Origin of the sequence: Xanthomonas nasturtii (assembly GCF_001660815.1) — a bacterium.
GTDB classification, from domain to species: domain Bacteria; phylum Pseudomonadota; class Gammaproteobacteria; order Xanthomonadales; family Xanthomonadaceae; genus Xanthomonas; species Xanthomonas nasturtii.
This window is the reverse complement of record NZ_LYMI01000016.1, coordinates 1-15500: the sequence shown is the minus strand read 5'-3', so window position 1 is coordinate 15500 and position 15500 is coordinate 1. Positions and strand designations below refer to the sequence as shown.

Annotated in this window: 15 protein-coding genes; 5 read left to right on the top strand and 10 right to left on the bottom strand. The window is 66.7% G+C overall.

Annotated elements, in window-relative coordinates:
* Positions 1 to 60 precede the first annotated feature (60 nt).
* Genes A7D16_RS07570 through pdeM form a run of 5 tightly spaced genes read left to right on the top strand, consistent with a single transcriptional unit; the run spans position 61 to position 6043 of the window.
* Positions 61 to 1083 (top strand): ligase-associated DNA damage response exonuclease, encoded by a 1023-nt coding sequence (locus tag A7D16_RS07570; RefSeq protein ID WP_064631353.1) that lies wholly within the window; start codon positions 61 to 63, stop codon positions 1081 to 1083.
* Positions 1080 to 1313 carry a hypothetical protein gene (locus tag A7D16_RS07565; protein WP_064631351.1) on the top strand — a complete coding sequence of 78 codons (234 nt, stop codon included), beginning with the start codon at positions 1080 to 1082 and terminating at the stop codon, positions 1311 to 1313. The genes A7D16_RS07570 and A7D16_RS07565 overlap by 4 nt, the downstream gene beginning before the upstream one ends.
* Entirely contained in the window at positions 1310 to 2911 is a 1602-nt protein-coding gene (locus A7D16_RS07560) for an ATP-dependent DNA ligase (RefSeq protein ID WP_064631349.1), read from the top strand. The genes A7D16_RS07565 and A7D16_RS07560 overlap by 4 nt, the downstream gene beginning before the upstream one ends.
* A complete protein-coding gene (locus tag A7D16_RS07555; protein ID WP_064631347.1) occupies positions 2908 to 5409 on the top strand; it encodes a ligase-associated DNA damage response DEXH box helicase in 2502 nt (833 codons plus the stop codon). The genes A7D16_RS07560 and A7D16_RS07555 overlap by 4 nt, the downstream gene beginning before the upstream one ends.
* Positions 5399 to 6043: a ligase-associated DNA damage response endonuclease PdeM gene (gene pdeM / locus A7D16_RS07550; RefSeq protein ID WP_064631345.1), complete on the top strand. Its 645-nt coding sequence runs from the start codon at positions 5399 to 5401 to the stop codon at positions 6041 to 6043. The genes A7D16_RS07555 and pdeM overlap by 11 nt, the downstream gene beginning before the upstream one ends.
* A gap of 27 nt (positions 6044 to 6070) precedes the next feature.
* Here the strand turns inward: pdeM and A7D16_RS07545 are convergent, their stop codons facing one another.
* The 10 genes from A7D16_RS07545 to A7D16_RS07500 form a co-directional block, all read right to left on the bottom strand.
* On the bottom strand, positions 6071 to 7342 hold the full coding sequence (locus A7D16_RS07545) for an FAD-dependent oxidoreductase (RefSeq protein ID WP_064631343.1): 1272 nt from the start codon (positions 7340 to 7342) through the stop codon (positions 6071 to 6073).
* A gap of 96 nt (positions 7343 to 7438) precedes the next feature.
* Positions 7439 to 7645, bottom strand: a complete 207-nt coding sequence (gene cspE, locus A7D16_RS07540; RefSeq protein WP_003488188.1) for a transcription antiterminator/RNA stability regulator CspE — start codon at positions 7643 to 7645, stop codon at positions 7439 to 7441.
* Positions 7646 to 7732: 87 nt separating this feature from the next.
* On the bottom strand, positions 7733 to 8485 hold the full coding sequence (locus A7D16_RS07535) for an S-methyl-5'-thioinosine phosphorylase (RefSeq protein ID WP_064631457.1): 753 nt from the start codon (positions 8483 to 8485) through the stop codon (positions 7733 to 7735).
* 83 nt (positions 8486 to 8568) lie between these two features.
* A complete protein-coding gene (locus tag A7D16_RS07530) occupies positions 8569 to 9123 on the bottom strand; it encodes a hypoxanthine-guanine phosphoribosyltransferase (RefSeq protein ID WP_064631341.1) in 555 nt (184 codons plus the stop codon).
* A complete protein-coding gene (nagZ, locus tag A7D16_RS07525; protein ID WP_064631339.1) occupies positions 9123 to 10127 on the bottom strand; it encodes a beta-N-acetylhexosaminidase in 1005 nt (334 codons plus the stop codon). The genes A7D16_RS07530 and nagZ overlap by 1 nt, the downstream gene beginning before the upstream one ends.
* A 255-nt stretch (positions 10128 to 10382) precedes the next feature.
* Positions 10383 to 11969: a cryptochrome/photolyase family protein gene (locus A7D16_RS07520; RefSeq protein ID WP_064631338.1), complete on the bottom strand. Its 1587-nt coding sequence runs from the start codon at positions 11967 to 11969 to the stop codon at positions 10383 to 10385.
* A 181-nt stretch (positions 11970 to 12150) separates the two neighbouring features.
* On the bottom strand, positions 12151 to 13185 hold the full coding sequence (locus tag A7D16_RS07515) for an NAD(P)/FAD-dependent oxidoreductase (RefSeq protein ID WP_064631336.1): 1035 nt from the start codon (positions 13183 to 13185) through the stop codon (positions 12151 to 12153).
* Positions 13186 to 13201: 16 nt separating this feature from the next.
* A complete protein-coding gene (locus A7D16_RS07510; RefSeq protein ID WP_064631334.1) occupies positions 13202 to 13885 on the bottom strand; it encodes a DsbA family oxidoreductase in 684 nt (227 codons plus the stop codon).
* 232 nt (positions 13886 to 14117) lie between these two features.
* On the bottom strand, positions 14118 to 14615 hold the full coding sequence (locus A7D16_RS07505; RefSeq protein WP_064631332.1) for a CYTH domain-containing protein: 498 nt from the start codon (positions 14613 to 14615) through the stop codon (positions 14118 to 14120).
* 120 nt (positions 14616 to 14735) lie between these two features.
* On the bottom strand, positions 14736 to 15500 hold a 765-nt coding region (locus tag A7D16_RS07500), incomplete at its 5' end, for a transposase (protein ID WP_153043143.1).

Sequence of the window (15500 nt, the reverse complement as noted above, 5' to 3'; positions counted from 1 at the left end):
CGCCGATGCACGCCATTCCCATTCTCAGGATCTGCACACCGGCTTGCTCAGAGTTGCCACATGCGCAACGGCAACGACGACACCTCTCACACACGCGGCGACCTGGTGGTGCTTGGGCCTGAGGGCCTGTACTGCCCGCAGGGCGACTTCCATATCGACCCGTGGCGGCCGGTGCCGCGTGCGGTGATCACCCATGGGCACGGCGACCACGCCCGCGGCGGTATGGGCGAATACCACTGCACGCACGAAAGCCTGTCGATCCTGCAATGGCGCCTGGGCGAGCAGGTCTATCACACGCACGCCGACGGCGAAGCGTTCCAGCTTGGGCGTGCGCGCGTGTCGCTGCATCCGGCCGGCCACGTGCTGGGGTCGGCGCAGGTGCGCATCGAAGTGGATGGCGAAGTCTGGGTGGCCTCCGGCGATTACAAGCGCCAGCCCGACCCCACCTGCAAGCCATTCGAAGTGGTGCCGTGCGACACCTTCATCACCGAGGCGACCTTCGGCCTGCCGGTCTATCGCTGGCCGGACACCGCAGACGTCGCTGCTGATATTTCCGCCTGGCGCCGCGAATGCGCCGAGCGCGGCGAAGCGGCCATTCTGTACTGCTATGCCCTGGGCAAGGCGCAACGCGTGCTGGCCGAATTGCGCGCCTGGGAAACGCAGCCGGCACTGCTGCACGGGGCAGTCGCGGTGGGCGTGGAGGTCTATCGGCAGGCCGGCATCCCGATGCTGGAAACGCAACCGGTCAGCGAGCATGCGCGCGGCGCCGACTATGCCGGGCAGTTGGTCATCGCACCGCCATCGGCGGCCGGTAGCGCCTGGATCCGCCGGTTCCGCAGCGCGCAACAGGGCTTCGCGTCCGGTTGGATGCGCATCCGCGGCAATCGCCGGCGGCGCAATTACGACCGTGGCTTCGTCGTCTCCGACCACGCCGACTGGCCGGACCTGCTGCGCACCATCGAAGACACCGGCGCGCAACGCGTGATCGCCACCCATGGCAATACCGATGCGTTGATCCAGCATCTGCGGGAACGCGGCGTCGCAGCGGAAGCCTTCCGCACCGACTTCGGAGCCGAGGAATGAACCCGTTGCCCGCACGCCGTTATGTCCGCGCGCGCCCGCGCAGTCGCTTGAGCGGTGCGCTCGTTTTCCGCCGCCATGCACTGGCGTTTTGCGTGCATCGCAACGCACCGGCAGCCACCATCGGCCCGCCGCGGCTGCAGCGGCGCCCACGCGTGCTCGCTGCATTTACCCGCCGCGCACTGCAGCTGCGTGCAGCCGGCAAGTGCACAACGCCGCAGGCGCTGCAGTGAAGCGCTTCGCCGCGTTGTACCGCACCCTGGACCGCAGCACCGGCACGCTCGACAAGCGCGCCGCGCTGGTGGCGTATTTCCGCGATGCGCCGGCGCTGGATGCGGCCTGGGCGCTGTATCTGCTCGCCGGTGGCAAGGTGGCCAGCGCGCGCATGCGTATCGCCAGCAGCGGCGAACTGCGTGAGTGGATTACCGCCGCCGGCATTGCCGATTGGCTGGTGGCCGACAGCTACGACCATGTCGGCGATCTGGCCGAAACCTTGGCCTTGCTGCTGGACGACCCGCTCACCGAAGCGGCCGATCTGCCATTGGCCGAGTGGATCGAACAGCGCCTGTTACCGATCGCAAATCAAGATGTCGCTGTGCGCCAGGCCTGCATCGTGCAGGCCTGGCGCAGCCTGGCCTTCGACCAGCGCCTGGTGTTCAACAAGCTGCTCACCGGCGCGTTGCGGGTCGGCGTGTCGCAGCGGCTCGTGCAGCAGGCGCTGGCCGAGTTGTCGGGCGTGGATATCGCGCGCATCGCGCAGCGCATGCTCGGCAGTTGGCGGCCGCATCCGACCTATCTGGCGCAGTTGTTGACCCACGAAGAACTGCCCGGCGATCGCCAGCAGCCCTACCCGTTCTTCCTCGCCTCGCCGCTGGAAGCCGAGGTGCAGACGCTGGGCGCCCTCGGCGACTGGCTGCTGGAATGGAAATGGGACGGCATTCGCCTGCAGCTGATTCGCCGCGCGGGCGAGGCGGCGCTGTGGTCGCGCGGCGAAGAACGCCTGGATGGCCGCTTTCCCGAGATCGAACACGCCGCGCTGCAGTTGCCGGACGGCACCGTCATCGATGGCGAGCTGCTGGCCTGGCAACCGGAGCAGTCCTTGCCGATGCCATTCACCGCCTTGCAGACGCGCATCCAGCGGCTCAAGCCCGGGCCCAAGACACTGGCCGCCGCACCGGCGCGCGTGGTGGCCTACGACCTGCTGGAACTGGGTGGCGAGGACCTGCGCGAGCGCCCGCTGCAGGAGCGACGCGCATTGCTGGAAGGCGTGTTGACCACGCTTGCCGACCCGCGCATTGTCGCCTCGCCGCTGGTGCAGGTGAGCGATTGGCAGGCCGCAGCGCAGGTGCGCGTGGAAGCGCGCGAACGCGGCGTGGAAGGGCTGATGCTCAAGCGCGCCAACTCGGTGTATCAGGCCGGCCGCCGTCGCGGCGATTGGTGGAAGTGGAAGATCGACCCGCTCACCATCGATGCGGTGTTGCTGTACGCGCAAGCCGGCCACGGCCGGCGCAGCACGCTCTACACCGACTACACCTTCGGGCTGTGGCATGAAGGACAGCTGGTGCCCATCGCCAAGGCGTATTCGGGCCTGGACGACAGGGAAATTCTGCAGCTGGATCGCTGGATTCGTGCCAACACCACCGAGCGGTTCGGCCCGGTGCGCGCGGTCACCGCGCATCATGTCTTCGAGCTGGGGTTTGAAGCGGTGAACCGTAGCGCACGGCACAAATCCGGTATTGCGGTGCGCTTCCCACGCATCCTGCGCTGGCGTCAGGACAAGCCGATGGCCGAAGCCGATCACCTGAGCAGCCTGCAGGCACTGGCGCGGTGACGGCGGCGCAGCACGCACGCGGCACGCCATTGCAGCAGTGGCGCGACTGGTTCGCGCAGCGCGACTGGGCGCCGTTGCCGTTTCAACGCGATGTGTGGAAGCGCTATCTCGCTGGCGAATCCGGCTTGCTGCACACGCCCACCGGCAGCGGCAAGACGCTCGCAGCGTTCGGCGGGCCGCTGCTGGAAGCATTGGCCGCACGCGGGCGCAGCTCTGCGGTAAAACAGGGCAAACCTGCTTCACCTGCGCGGCGCCAGCAGCAACGCAATCTACAGGTGTTGTGGATCACGCCGTTGCGCGCACTGGCCGCCGACACCGCACGCGCGCTGCGCGAGCCGGTGGAGGGGTTGGGGCTGGATTGGCAGGTAGGCCTGCGCACCGGCGATGCCAGCGCGCGTGACAAGCGCCTGGCACGCAGCGGCAAGCTCGATGTGCTGGTCACCACGCCCGAATCGCTGGCCTTGCTGCTGTCGTATCCGGACACCGCGCCACAGCTGTCGGCGCTGCGCTGCGTGATCGTCGACGAATGGCATGAGCTGCTCGGCAACAAACGCGGTGTGCTGCTGCAACTGTGCCTTGCGCGCCTGCGTGGTTGGGCGCCGCAACTGCGCATCTGGGGGCTGTCGGCAACGCTGGGTAATTTGTCGCAGGCCCGCGATGTACTGCTGCCGCATCGCCCCGACGCGGCGCTGGTGTCCGGCGTCAAACCGCGCACGATGACCTTGGAAACGCTGCTACCGGAAAGTGGCGAGCGGTTCCCGTGGGCGGGCCATCTTGGTCTGGCACAACTGGCGCGCGTGCTGCAAAAGATCATGCAGCAGCGCACCAGCCTGGTGTTTACCAATACCCGCGCGCAGGCGGAGTTGTGGCATCAGGCCTTGAGTGCGGTATGGCCCGAAGACCTGGCCACGCTTGCACTGCATCACGGCTCGCTGGATCCATCGCTGCGCGCAGCCGCCGAGCGTGGGCTGGCCGACGGCAGCCTGCGTTGCGTGGTGGCCACCTCCAGCCTGGATCTGGGCGTGGATTTTCCGGCGGTGGATCAGGTGTTGCAGGTCGGCAGCCCCAAAGGCATTGCCCGGCTGCTGCAACGCGCCGGGCGCGCACGTCACCGCCCCGGCGAATCCGGCCACGTGGTGTGCGTGCCCTCGCATGCGCTGGAACTGGTGGAATACGCCGCAGCACGCCGCGCGCTGGTGCACGGCCATATCGAAGCGCGGCCGCCGCCGCGGTTATCGCTGGACGTGCTGGCGCAGCACTGCGTCACCCTCGCCCTCGGCGGCGGCTTTCAGGCCGACGCCTTATTCGACGAAGTACGCGGCACCGATGCATTCGCTGCGCTGGAAAAAACCACCTGGAACGCAGTGCTGGATTTCATCGTGCAAGGCGGCAGCGCCCTGGCGCATTACCCGGATTTCCACAAGGTGGTGCGCGACGACGACGGCGTGTACCGGGTGATCGACCGGCGCGTCGCGCTGCGGCACCGGCTGTCCATCGGCACCATCACCAGCGATGGCAGCGTGCGCGTGCAGTTCCTGCGCGGCGGGCGGCTGGGCGCGGTGGAAGAACAATTCATCGGCCGCCTGCGCCGCGGCGACCGCTTCCAGTTTGCCGGCCGCCTGCTGGAGCTGGTGCGGCTGGAAGACATGACCGCCTACGTGCGCGTGGCCAAGGGCGGCAGCGGCGTGGTGCCCAAATGGATGGGAGGGCGCATGCCGCTGTCGTCGGCCTTGGGGCGCGAGGTGGAAGCGGTCTTCGCCGACCCCGGCGATGCGCCGGAGATGCAGGCCTTGGCGCCGTTATTGCAGTTGCAGGCCTCGCTCTCTTCGTTGCCGGGGCCGGACCATCTGCTGGTGGAAAGCATCAAGGCGCGCGATGGCCGGCATGTGTTCGTGTACCCGTTCGCCGGCCGGCAGGTCAACGAAGGCCTGGCCGCGTTGCTTGCCGCACGTTGGGGCCGACGCCAGCGCAATACCTTCAGCTTCGCTGCCAACGACTATGGCTTTGTGCTGTCGCCGGCGCAGGACGTCGAGATCGATGCCGATGTGCTGCAGAGCTTGTTGTCGCCAGTGGCCCTGTTCGACGATCTGCGCGACAGCCTCAATCTGGGCGAGCTGGCGCGCCGGCAGTTCCGCGAGATCGCGCGCGTGGCCGGGTTGTTGTCGCCCTCGTTGCCTGGGCGTACGCCGCGCAGCCTGCGTCAGCTGCAGGCCTCCAGCGGCTTGCTGTACGACGTGTTGCAGCGCTTCGACCCCGACCATCTGCTGCTCGCCCAGGCCGAGCGCGAAGTGTTCGAAGGCCAACTCGAACTGGCACGGCTTGCGCATGCCCTGGAAGACTGCGCCCGCCGCGAATTGCGCCTGTGCAAGCCGCGCAGCCTCACCCCGTTGTCGTTTCCGCTATGGGCCGAACGCGTGCGTGGGCAACTGAGTACCGAAGACTGGAAGGCGCGCGTGTTGCGCGCTGCCGAACAACTGGAGCGCAAGCATGGGCGATAGCGTGCAGCTGCAGCTGGCCGGCGAAACCGTGGAATTGCTCGGCGAACGTGCCTTGTATCGCCCGGCACAGCGCGCGTTGTTGATCGCCGACCTGCACCTGGGCAAGGCCGATGTCTTCCGGCGCGCCGGCATCGGCTTGCCGGCCGGCGGCACCGCGCACGATCTGGAGCGGCTGGATGGGTTGCTCGCCCAACGCAAGGTCGACGCGCTGTGGATCCTGGGCGACCTGCTGCATGGCCCGGCACCGCGCGCCGCCTGGCATCGGCGCTGGAGCGCATGGCGCGAGCAACACTGCGCGTTGCGCGTGATCGCCATCCGCGGCAATCACGACCGCGCACTGGCAGGTGCGCAGTTGCAGATCGAAGCGGCCGGCGAACAGGTCGAAGATGGCCCGTTCGTGCTACGCCACGACCCAGTGCCACACCGCACCGGCCATGTGCTGTGCGGGCACCTGCATCCACTGGCCAAGCTGCCGGGGCTGGCACGGCGCTGGCCTGCGTTCTGGTTACGCGAGCGCGTGACCATCCTGCCGGCGTTCTCGCAGTTCACCGCAGGCATCGTGCCGACACTCACCGAAGGCGAGCGCCTGGTGGCATGCGTGGAAGGCGATGCGATGGCATTGCCGGTGCGTTAGCCAGCGCCGCGCATACGCCGGCCGACGCTACGACGCTGCGGCCGCTTCTGCTTTAGCGTCGGCGGCATGCGCCACTGGTTGCGATAACGCCTCCACGAAGTCCGGCGCCAACGCCAACTTGCCAAACCAGCCATGCTGGGTGCCGCTGAGCACGCGCAGCATGTGCCCGCGCCCGCCCGGCACACGTCCCATCGGGCGCAGCAGCAGGTCGCGGCCTTGTGCCCAGAGATCGCGTTCGGACTGAAACAACGGCGTCAGCCAGCGGCTCCAGCGGTGATAGATCGCCACGTGCGCCTGGCGTTCGCGTTGGTAGCGCTGCAGCGCCTCGTCCAGATCGCTGCCCGCACGCAATGCATCGCGCATGGCCAGTGCATCCAGCAGCGCCATATTCACGCCCTGCCCGAGCTGCGGACTCATCGCGTGCGCGGCATCGCCGGCAAGCACGAAGCGGCCGCGATGCCAGCGCGACACCACCGCATCGCGATAGCTTGCCCGCGCCAGTGCGCCATGCACCTGCACCGTGGCAAGCCGCGCGTGCGCTTGCGGCCACATCTGCGCCACTTCATCGCGCCAGGCTGCAATGCCGCGCTGTTCCCAGGCCACGAAATCGCTGCACGGCAGGCTCCAGAAAAAACTCAGCCGCGGGGTGTCGTCGCCCGGACGCGTGCCCACCGGCAGCAGGCCGATCATCTTGCGCGCGCCGATATAGCGCTGGCGCAATTCGTCCACGAACGGCCAGTCCTCGCGCGGCAACAGACACCACAGCGCGCCCCATGGATACACCCGATCCAGCCGGGTTCCCTGCGCCTGCGCGCGCAAGGTGGAGGCCGAGCCATCGGCGGCGATGATCAGATCGTAAGGGCCGTGCCACTGCCCGCGTTGGTCCTGCACGCGCACGCCGTCGTGGTCGATGGCGGTGATCTGCGTATCCACATGCAGTTGCGCGTGCTGCGGCCAGGCCTCGCGCAGCAGCGTGAACAAGGCGCCGCGCTGCATGCCCACACCCATCAGGCGCGCATCCAGATCGCGGTACTGCATGTCCATCACTGCGCGCCCGCAGGGCGTGTCGCCGTACAAGCGGCGCACCGGTGCGCCATGCGCAAGCGCCTGCGGCAGCAAGCCCATGTTCCAGAGCACCTGTAGGCCGCTGGGCTGCAGCAAGAAGCCTGCGCCCACCGGCCCGGGCGCGGCGGCGCGCTCGAACACCTCCAGGTGATGCCCATCGGCCCCCAGCAACACGGCCAGTGCCTGCCCCGCCGTTCCGTAGCCAACCACCGCAATCCGTAATGTTCGTTGCATCGTCCCTGCTCTGTTTCGCTAGCACCGATCCCGCATGGAACGGTGCAAAAAAAACCCCGCCGTGGCGGGGTTCTTCAACCGCACAATCGAGTCACATCACTCGACCGGCGTGATGTTCGAAGCCTGGGCACCCTTGGGGCCCTGGGTCACGTCATAACTGACGCGCTGGCCTTCCTGCAGGCTGCGGAAGCCCTTGGAATTGATCGCGGAGAAGTGCGCGAAGACATCGGCGCTGCCGTCCTCCGGTGAGATGAAGCCAAATCCCTTGGCGTCGTTGAACCACTTGACGGTACCGTTCGGCATGGTGATGCGAGACCTTTGCAATAATTAATGGGTGGTGTACGGCGGTGCGTACGCGCCGAGTATGCAAAGCTTATTCCCCAATGACAATCACCCGCGTGCAAGTTCGCCAATCAGCTCCGGCAAGCCGGACGATGCGGCATCCACATTGGCCAACACCTCGGACATGGTGATTTCCTGCGCGTCGCCGCAACCGGCCGCCCAGTTCGCCACGATCGCCAAACACGCATATTCCAGGCCTTTTTCGCGTGCCAGCCCGGCCTCGGGCATGCCGGTCATGCCGACCAGATCGCAGCCGTCGCGACGCATGCGTGCGATCTCTGCAATCGTTTCCAGTCGGGGTCCTTGCGTCGCACCGTAGCAACCGCCGGCCACCATCGTGACGCCGGTCACCTTGGCTGCCGCAATCACCTTGCTGCGAAACATCGGCGAATACGGATGGCCGAAATCCACGTGCTGCACCTCGCTGCCCGGCTCTTCGCAGAAGGTGGACACGCGCGCCCAGGTGTAATCGATCAGCTGATCCGGGCAGGCCAACACGCGCGGACCGAACTGCTCGGTGATGCCGCCCACGGTGTTGAGCGCCAGCACGCGCGTCACGCCGATTTGCTGCAACGCAGCGATGTTTGCGCGGTAATTGACCTTGTGCGGCGGCAGCGAATGGCCTTCGCCATGACGCGCCAGGAAGGCGACGCGATGACCGAGCAGCATGCCCACGCGAATCGGCCCCGAGGGTGCGCCATACGGCGTTTCGAGTTCGTGCGACTGCACATCGTCCAGCTGCGCGAGCTTGTAGACACCAGTGCCGCCGATAACGGCCAATGCGATGGAATTTGCGGACACAACCGACCTCTGCAACAAAATCAACGATGGTGCGCGCAGCACGGCGCGCTCGGCAGCCCGCATTGCTGCGGGGCAAGAACGGGTTACTGCTTCATGGCGTAGATGGCAGGAATCCCGCGCAGTTGCTCGTTGACGTCCATGCCGAAGCCGAACACGTAGCGATCGGCCACTTCCACGCCCACATAATCGGCAGCCACACCGGGCACGCAACGGTCGTGGCGCTTGACGGTCAGCACCGCCACGCGCACGTCGGTGGCGCCCTGCTCCAGGCACCACTGGCGCACGCCCTGCAAGGTGTAGCCCTCGTCGAGAATGTCGTCGACCAGGATCACCCGGCGGCCGAACAGTGCGGTGGCCGGGCGGTGCTTCCACACCAGCTCGCCGCCGGTGGTTTCGCCGCGGTAGCGGGTGGCATGCAGATAATCGAACTGCAGGTCCTGGCCGCGTGCGCCCAGTTCCAGCGCCAGTTGGCCGGAGAACGGCAGCGCGCCGTGCATGATGGTGAGATACACCGGCACTTCGCCGGCATAGTCACGTGCAATCGCACCGGCGATGGTGGCAACGGCGGCATCGATGGCCGGACGGTCGACCAGCAGATCGGCTTGGGCCAGGGCCTGGGAAATGGTGAGCGTGGACATCAGGCAGTTGTTCCGAAATGGGCAGAAAGAGGAGTGGTGAATGAGGCGTCGGTACCGGCGAGCAGGCCATCCCAGCCCAGTGCGCCGCGGCCGATCAGGCCGATCAATGCTGCGGTATTGAGGCTGCGGCCCTGCACGGCCTGCAGCGATTCGTCGACCAGTTCCGGGTGGCAGACCAGCACCACGTCGCAGCCGGCATCCAGATGCGCATGCACCCGGCCTGCCACGCCGCCGGCGCTGAACGAGGCGGCCATGCCGATGTCGTCGGAAAACACCACGCCGCGGAAGCCCATCTGGCCGCGCAGAATCTGTTCGATCCAGCGCTGCGAATAACCGGCCGGCTCCGGGGCGACCTGCGGGTAGACCACATGCGCCATCATCACAGCATCGGCGCCGGCCTCGATGCCGGCCACGAACGGCAGCAGATCTTCGGCCTGCAACACCTCAAGCGAGCGCGGGTCGCTGGCGTGATCCACATGGGTGTCTTCCAGCACCGTGCCGTGGCCGGGGAAATGCTTGAGCGTGGCGGCCATGCCGGCGCCGTGCAGCGCCTGCACATAGGCACGGGTAAAGGTCGCCACGATCTGCGGGTCGTCGCTGAAGGCGCGGTCGCCGATGGCACGGTTGCCACGGCCCAGATCCACCACCGGCGCAAAGCTCAGGTCCACGCCGCTGGCGCGCACTTCCGTGGCCATCAGCTGCGCGTGCGCGCGGGCCGCGGCGAGTGCGCCTTCCGGATCCTGCTGGTACCGGGTGCCGAAGCTCTGCAGCGGCGCCAGGGCGCTGAAGCCTTCGCGAAACCGCTGCACGCGGCCGCCTTCCTGGTCCACGCAGATCAGCACCGGGCGCGGCGCCGCGGCGCGGATGGCCGCCGACAGCTCGGCCACCTGGGTGCGCGAGGCGAAGTTGCGCTTGAACAGCACCACGCCGGCAACCGCATCGTGCTGCAGCCAGTCGCATTCCTGTGCGCTGAGTTCGGTACCGGCAACGCCGATCAGAAGCATGTTGGGGGACTCCCGGGCCAGGCGCCGTGGCGGCGCAGCGCGGCATTGTCGCAGATGCGCGTGGCAGCGTCAGATCGCGCATTCAGGCAGGCGCCTGATCAGGGTATCGACGCGCTTTGTTTAGTTCCGCGACGTTGTGCGCGCACTGCCGGTGGCTTGCCGGTGTCGTACAAGCTCGCAGCCACTGTGCCCTTGCGGACTAAGCAGTATCCGGGCCGCCGGGCACGACGTTCTGCGGGTTGGATCCCGCGCACCTCAGAGCGTTTCCAGATGGGCCCGCCACTGCGCGGCCTGGGCCTGCACCTGCGCCAGCACCTCGGGGGCCATGCCGTCGAGCTGGCGGTACGGCATCGCCAAGCGTTCGTTGGCGCCCAGCAGCGCGCGCTGGCGCTGCAGGAAATCCCAGTACAGCGCGTTGTACGGGCAGGCGTTGGCGCCAACCCGCAACTTGCGCTGGTAGCGGCAGCCACCGCAGTAGTCGCTCATGCGGTCGATATAGGCCGCGCCGCTGATATACGGCTTGCTGCCAAGCAGGCCGCCGTCGGCGAACTGGCTCATGCCCACCGTATTGGGCAACTCCACCCACTCGAACGCATCGATATACACACCCAGGTACCAGCGATGCAGCGCCTGTGGGTCCAGCCCCGCCAGCAGCGCGAAATTGCCGATCACCATCAGCCGCTGGATGTGATGCGCATGCGCGTTGGCCAGCGAGTTGCCGACCGCATCGGCCAGGCAGCGCATGCCGATCTGCCCATCCCAAAACCAGTGCGGCAGCGGTGCATGCTGATCCAGGTGATTCAGTTGCGCATAGCCAGGCATCTGCGACCAATACACACCGCGCACGTACTCGCGCCAGCCCAGAATCTGGCGGATGAAGCCTTCCACCGCTGCCAACGGCGCATGCCCGTGCCGCCACGCGGCTTCGGCGCGGGCGATCACCTCGCGCGGGTGCAGCATCTTGACGTTGAGCGCGAACGACAGCAGCGAATGAAACAGGCGCGGGCTGCGCGTGCTCATCGCATCTTCGTAGCGGCCGAAGTCCGGTAGTGCCTGCGCGATGAAGGCATCCAGGTGCTGCAAGGCTTCAGCGCGATCCAGCGGCCACGGCAGGGCGTGCGCGTTCGGCGCACCGAAGCTGCGCACGCCGGCGGCCTCGATCGTGCGCCACAGTGCACCGTGATCGTGCGTTGCGCGCCAATCCTGCGGCGCAGGCGGATCGCCCGGCCACGGCGCACGATTGTCGTGGTCGAAATTCCAGCGCCCGCCTTCCGGTTCGCCGGCGGCATCGAGCAGGATGCGATGCTGGCGCCGCATGCGCCGATAAAACACTTCCATACGCCACGCGCTACCGGCACGGAAGCACCCGGCGACCTCGTTGCGCGCGGTCAAGAAATGTTCGCTGTCGACCGTGTGCGCAGCGAAGGGCTGCGCAGCACTCCAGTGCTGCAGCGCTTCGTCCAGCCGCCATTCGTCCGGCGCCTGGTACTCCAGACGGTCGGCGCGGTAATGCGCCATCAGCGCATCGAGATTGGCGGGAATCGAGTGCCGGTTGCTGGGGTTGTCGATGGTGACGTAACGCACGCGATGCCCGGCGTGTCGCAAGTGCGCCGCAAACGCACGCATTGCCGCGAAGATCGCCAGGATCTTCTGTGCGTGATGCAGCACATAATCGGTTTCGGCGCGCACTTCCATCAACACATAGACCACGCCCGCAGCACGCGTTGCGAACCAGCTGTGCTGCGGATTGAGCTGGTCGCCCAGGATCAGGCGCAGCGTGTGGGCGGGCGCCTGCAAGCTCGTCTGCGCCGTGGGTGCAGTGGGTGCAGTGGCATCATGCATCAGCGCGGCGCTCGATCCTGCTGATGCACAGGTGCGCGCGTGCTGACCTCAGCGCGTAGAGAAGCACTCCACGCCAGTGGTTTGCCAGAGCTTTCAAGGCAGTCCGCATGGGACCAACGCCATGACATCACGCATTGCCTCGCACCGGGCCTTGACCTGCGCTGCGCCGCCTGCCATGACGTCAGCCGCAACCACTGTGCGTTACATCGCCGGCAGCCACGCGCTGCGCCAACGCCACCCCGCTCTGCCAAGCGCCCTCCACCTTGCCGGCTGCCAGCCACTCCCCGCACATGCCAAGGCCGAGCTGTGCATCCCAGACGCAGCCGATCTGCGATGCCGGTTCGCTGCTGGCAACCGTCCACCGATAGGCATCGCACGACTGCGGCATCGGTAAACCAAGCGCTGCAAGCTCCGGCATGATGCTGGCGATCACCTGCGCAGGCGTCGCATCGTAATGCGCCTGGCTCCACGCGGCAGTGGCATGCAGCAGCCAGGTCTCGGCACCTGTGCGCGCAGGCTTGCTGGAATTGCGCGCCACCCAGCGTAACGGGCCGGTGTTGACGAACACTGCGTCGTAGCCCGGATCGACTGGCGCATCGAAACGCAGCATCAGTGCCCAGGCCGGCTGCATGTGCGCGTCCTGGGCAACCGACGAAAGTGCAGGCGCGGCCCGTTCCAACAACCGGGCCGCATCCGGTGCCGGGACGGCCAGCAATACTGCATCGACCATCTGCGCCGCCGCGTCTTGCCCGACCAACACACTCCATCGCCGCCCGCTGCGCTGTAGCGCGCGTACCTCGGTCGACAGGCGAACATCCAGATGCGCTGCAAGCGTCCGTGCCGGTGCGGCCATATCGGGAACACCCACATAACGCGTCAGCGCGCTGTGCGAGCGACGTAACTGTGTGCCGTCCCAGCTGGCGATGCGCGCCAGCCAGGGCGCGGCACTACCCGCGTCGATCCAGCCATTCACAACCGCTACAAATGCAGGATCGCGCGCGGTGAAATATTGCGCTCCGTGATCACATTGCCAATGCTCGCCTGCGCAGTGACGCATGCGGCCGCCCGGCGTATCGGACTGCTCGAACAGCGTCACTGCGTGGCCTGCCACCTGCAGCTGCTGCGCGCAGGCCAGCCCGGCCAGCCCGGCACCGATCACCGCCACCGTCTGCGCACGGGCGGGCGACATCACACCGGCGCGCACTTGCCGGCACATGCGGTTGGCATGCGGGTCACACCGCGCAGCCGTCCGGCCCGCAGGCATCCGGCCCGCCGACCGGGGTCGATTCGGCTGCCAATTGCAGCAGCGCCTGCGCAAAACTTTCCGGCGGCTGCGCGCCCTGGATCAGGGCGCGGCCGTCGATCACGAAGCTGGGCACCGCGCGGATGCCCAACGCAGCAGCCTGCGCCAGTTGTGCCTGCACCTCGACGACGCCTTCTTCGGACGCCAGTATCGCCTGCACGCGCGCCGCGGCAAGGCCACCGGCTTCGCCGGCACGCACCAGCGTTGCGGTCGCGCCGACATTGAGGCCCTCGGCAAAATGCGCATGGAACAATGCTTCCATCACCGCATCCACATCGCCCTCGTGACTGGCCAGCCAGATCAGCCGATGTGCGCGCAACGTGCTGACCTGCACCTGCCCACGGCCGAAATCCAGCGGCAATCCTTCCGCCTGCGCGGTGGCCTGGGTCTGCGCCAACATCTGCTCGACCCGCGCAGCGCCGCCGAACTTCAACGCCAGCGCGTCGCGCAACGGCGTCGGCTCCGGGCCGGCATCGGGGTCAAGTTCGAACGCGTGGTAGTGAATGTCCAAAGCCGGCGCCTGCGCGCCAAGCGCAGCGATGGCGGCCTGGAAACGGTGCTTGCCGATCCAGCACCAGGGGCACACTACGTCGGACCAGATGTCGATGCGCATGAGCGGGGATTCGTTGGTGGGGATTGAGGATTTGTGGAGCATAGACGGGTTTGGGCGACGGGATTGGTGATTCGCAAGCCGGTAGACAATGCCGGGAGTGGGGATGAGGGCTTGCAAAGCACAGGCCTGGCACCGAGCGTCATCTGCTCTTACGCATCTCTGCCACAACCCCTCAACCCGCTCACCAAGGCGCCGAGCACCATCTACGCCGTGACCAATCCCAAATCCCGAATCACAACTCCCCGCTCCAACGCTTGAACGGATGCGAGGCCAGCGCCAGGTTGTAATAGCGCACGTCGTCGGTGACCTCGGCCCCGATCCACTCGGGCATGGCGAACGCTTCGTCGGCGCGATCGAGCTCGATCTCTGCAACCACCAGGCCGGCGTTATCGCCCAGAAATTCGTCCACTTCCCATACATGGCCCTGGCAGGCGACCAGATGCCGGCGCTTGTCGATCAGACCGCCCACACACAGCGCCAACAACGCGCGTGCGTCGGCAAGTGGAATCGGGTATTCGAACTCCTGCCGCGTATGCCCCACCTCGCGCGATTTCAGATTGAGAAACGCGCTTTCGCCCTGAATCCGCACCCGCACCGATGCATTCTGCGCACCGCTGCGCAGCGCCGCCTGATCGTTGATGTAGCCCTGCGCCATCGGGATCACCGCATGCGCGGCGCTACGCCACCCGTCGCCGGTCACGAGAAACTTGCGTTCGACTTCAATGCCCATGACGACAAGTATGGCGGGACCTGCGGAAAAATGCCTGACCGATGCGGCCTTGCCACCTCTACACTGCGCGCCCACTCATTCAAGGACAGAACGTAAAGAGTCGCCCCTGAAAAACCCCCTTCAAGCACCAAAGGTCAGCGGCGACCGGTGCACCAGGCTCAAGGATGCCCCTGCCATCGCCTGCAACCAGGCACGCAAAAAGGCGATCCAGCGCAGCAGCCAGCGCAGGTTGTAGCCGGCGGCGCAGCCGAGCACGTGCAGTGCATCGCCTTGGGCACCCTTTAGATAGCAGCGATTCAAGCGGCAGTCCTGTTTCAGATGTCCAATCACCGGCTCCACCGCTTGCCGGCGTTTGATCCAGCTCCATTGCCGTCGTGTCAGCGTCTTGGCCTTGCCGCGATGCAGGATCTGCACGCCATCTACCTCACGTCCGCGATACCCCAGGTCCACGATCGCTACCTGCGGGGTCACATTCACATCCTGCAGCAACCCACGCGTCTGCTCCAGCTGCTCGGCCAACGTATCGCCGTCGTAGGGATTGCCGGGAAAACTGCGCGCGCCCACGATCAAGCCTTTGCGCGCACTCACCGCAATGCCGACCTTGACGCCAAATTCGTAAGGTGTCCGTGCCTTGCCCTTGCTCATGCATTCCACTTCCGGCGCATGCAGGGCGTAGAGCTTTTGCTTGTCCTTGGGGCGTTGTGTCAACACCCGTTGTGCGCGTTCCAGCCAGACACTGATGCGCTCACGCATCAAGGGGTCCAGCTTGCGTTGCAGATCGCGTAATACGCGTCCCAGGAGCGTGCGTTGGCGTCGCAGCACCTTGTGCATGCGCTTGAACTGGCGCGCATGCGCATAGCGCCCGGCCTTGCGGCTCAAGACCGG

Coding starts and splice junctions, on each gene's coding strand:
- A7D16_RS07505 (WP_064631332.1), bottom strand. CDS start 14,615: ATGGGCATTGAAGTCGAACGCAAGTTTCTCGTGACCGGCGACGGGTGG.
- pdeM (WP_064631345.1), top strand. CDS start 5,399: ATGGGCGATAGCGTGCAGCTGCAGCTGGCCGGCGAAACCGTGGAATTG.
- A7D16_RS07570 (WP_064631353.1), top strand. CDS start 61: ATGCGCAACGGCAACGACGACACCTCTCACACACGCGGCGACCTGGTG.
- nagZ (WP_064631339.1), bottom strand. CDS start 10,127: ATGCTTCTGATCGGCGTTGCCGGTACCGAACTCAGCGCACAGGAATGC.
- A7D16_RS07565 (WP_064631351.1), top strand. CDS start 1,080: ATGAACCCGTTGCCCGCACGCCGTTATGTCCGCGCGCGCCCGCGCAGT.
- A7D16_RS07515 (WP_064631336.1), bottom strand. CDS start 13,185: ATGTGCCGGCAAGTGCGCGCCGGTGTGATGTCGCCCGCCCGTGCGCAG.
- A7D16_RS07530 (WP_064631341.1), bottom strand. CDS start 9,123: ATGTCCACGCTCACCATTTCCCAGGCCCTGGCCCAAGCCGATCTGCTG.
- A7D16_RS07510 (WP_064631334.1), bottom strand. CDS start 13,885: ATGCGCATCGACATCTGGTCCGACGTAGTGTGCCCCTGGTGCTGGATC.
- A7D16_RS07520 (WP_064631338.1), bottom strand. CDS start 11,969: ATGCATGATGCCACTGCACCCACTGCACCCACGGCGCAGACGAGCTTG.
- A7D16_RS07545 (WP_064631343.1), bottom strand. CDS start 7,342: ATGCAACGAACATTACGGATTGCGGTGGTTGGCTACGGAACGGCGGGG.
- cspE (WP_003488188.1), bottom strand. CDS start 7,645: ATGCCGAACGGTACCGTCAAGTGGTTCAACGACGCCAAGGGATTTGGC.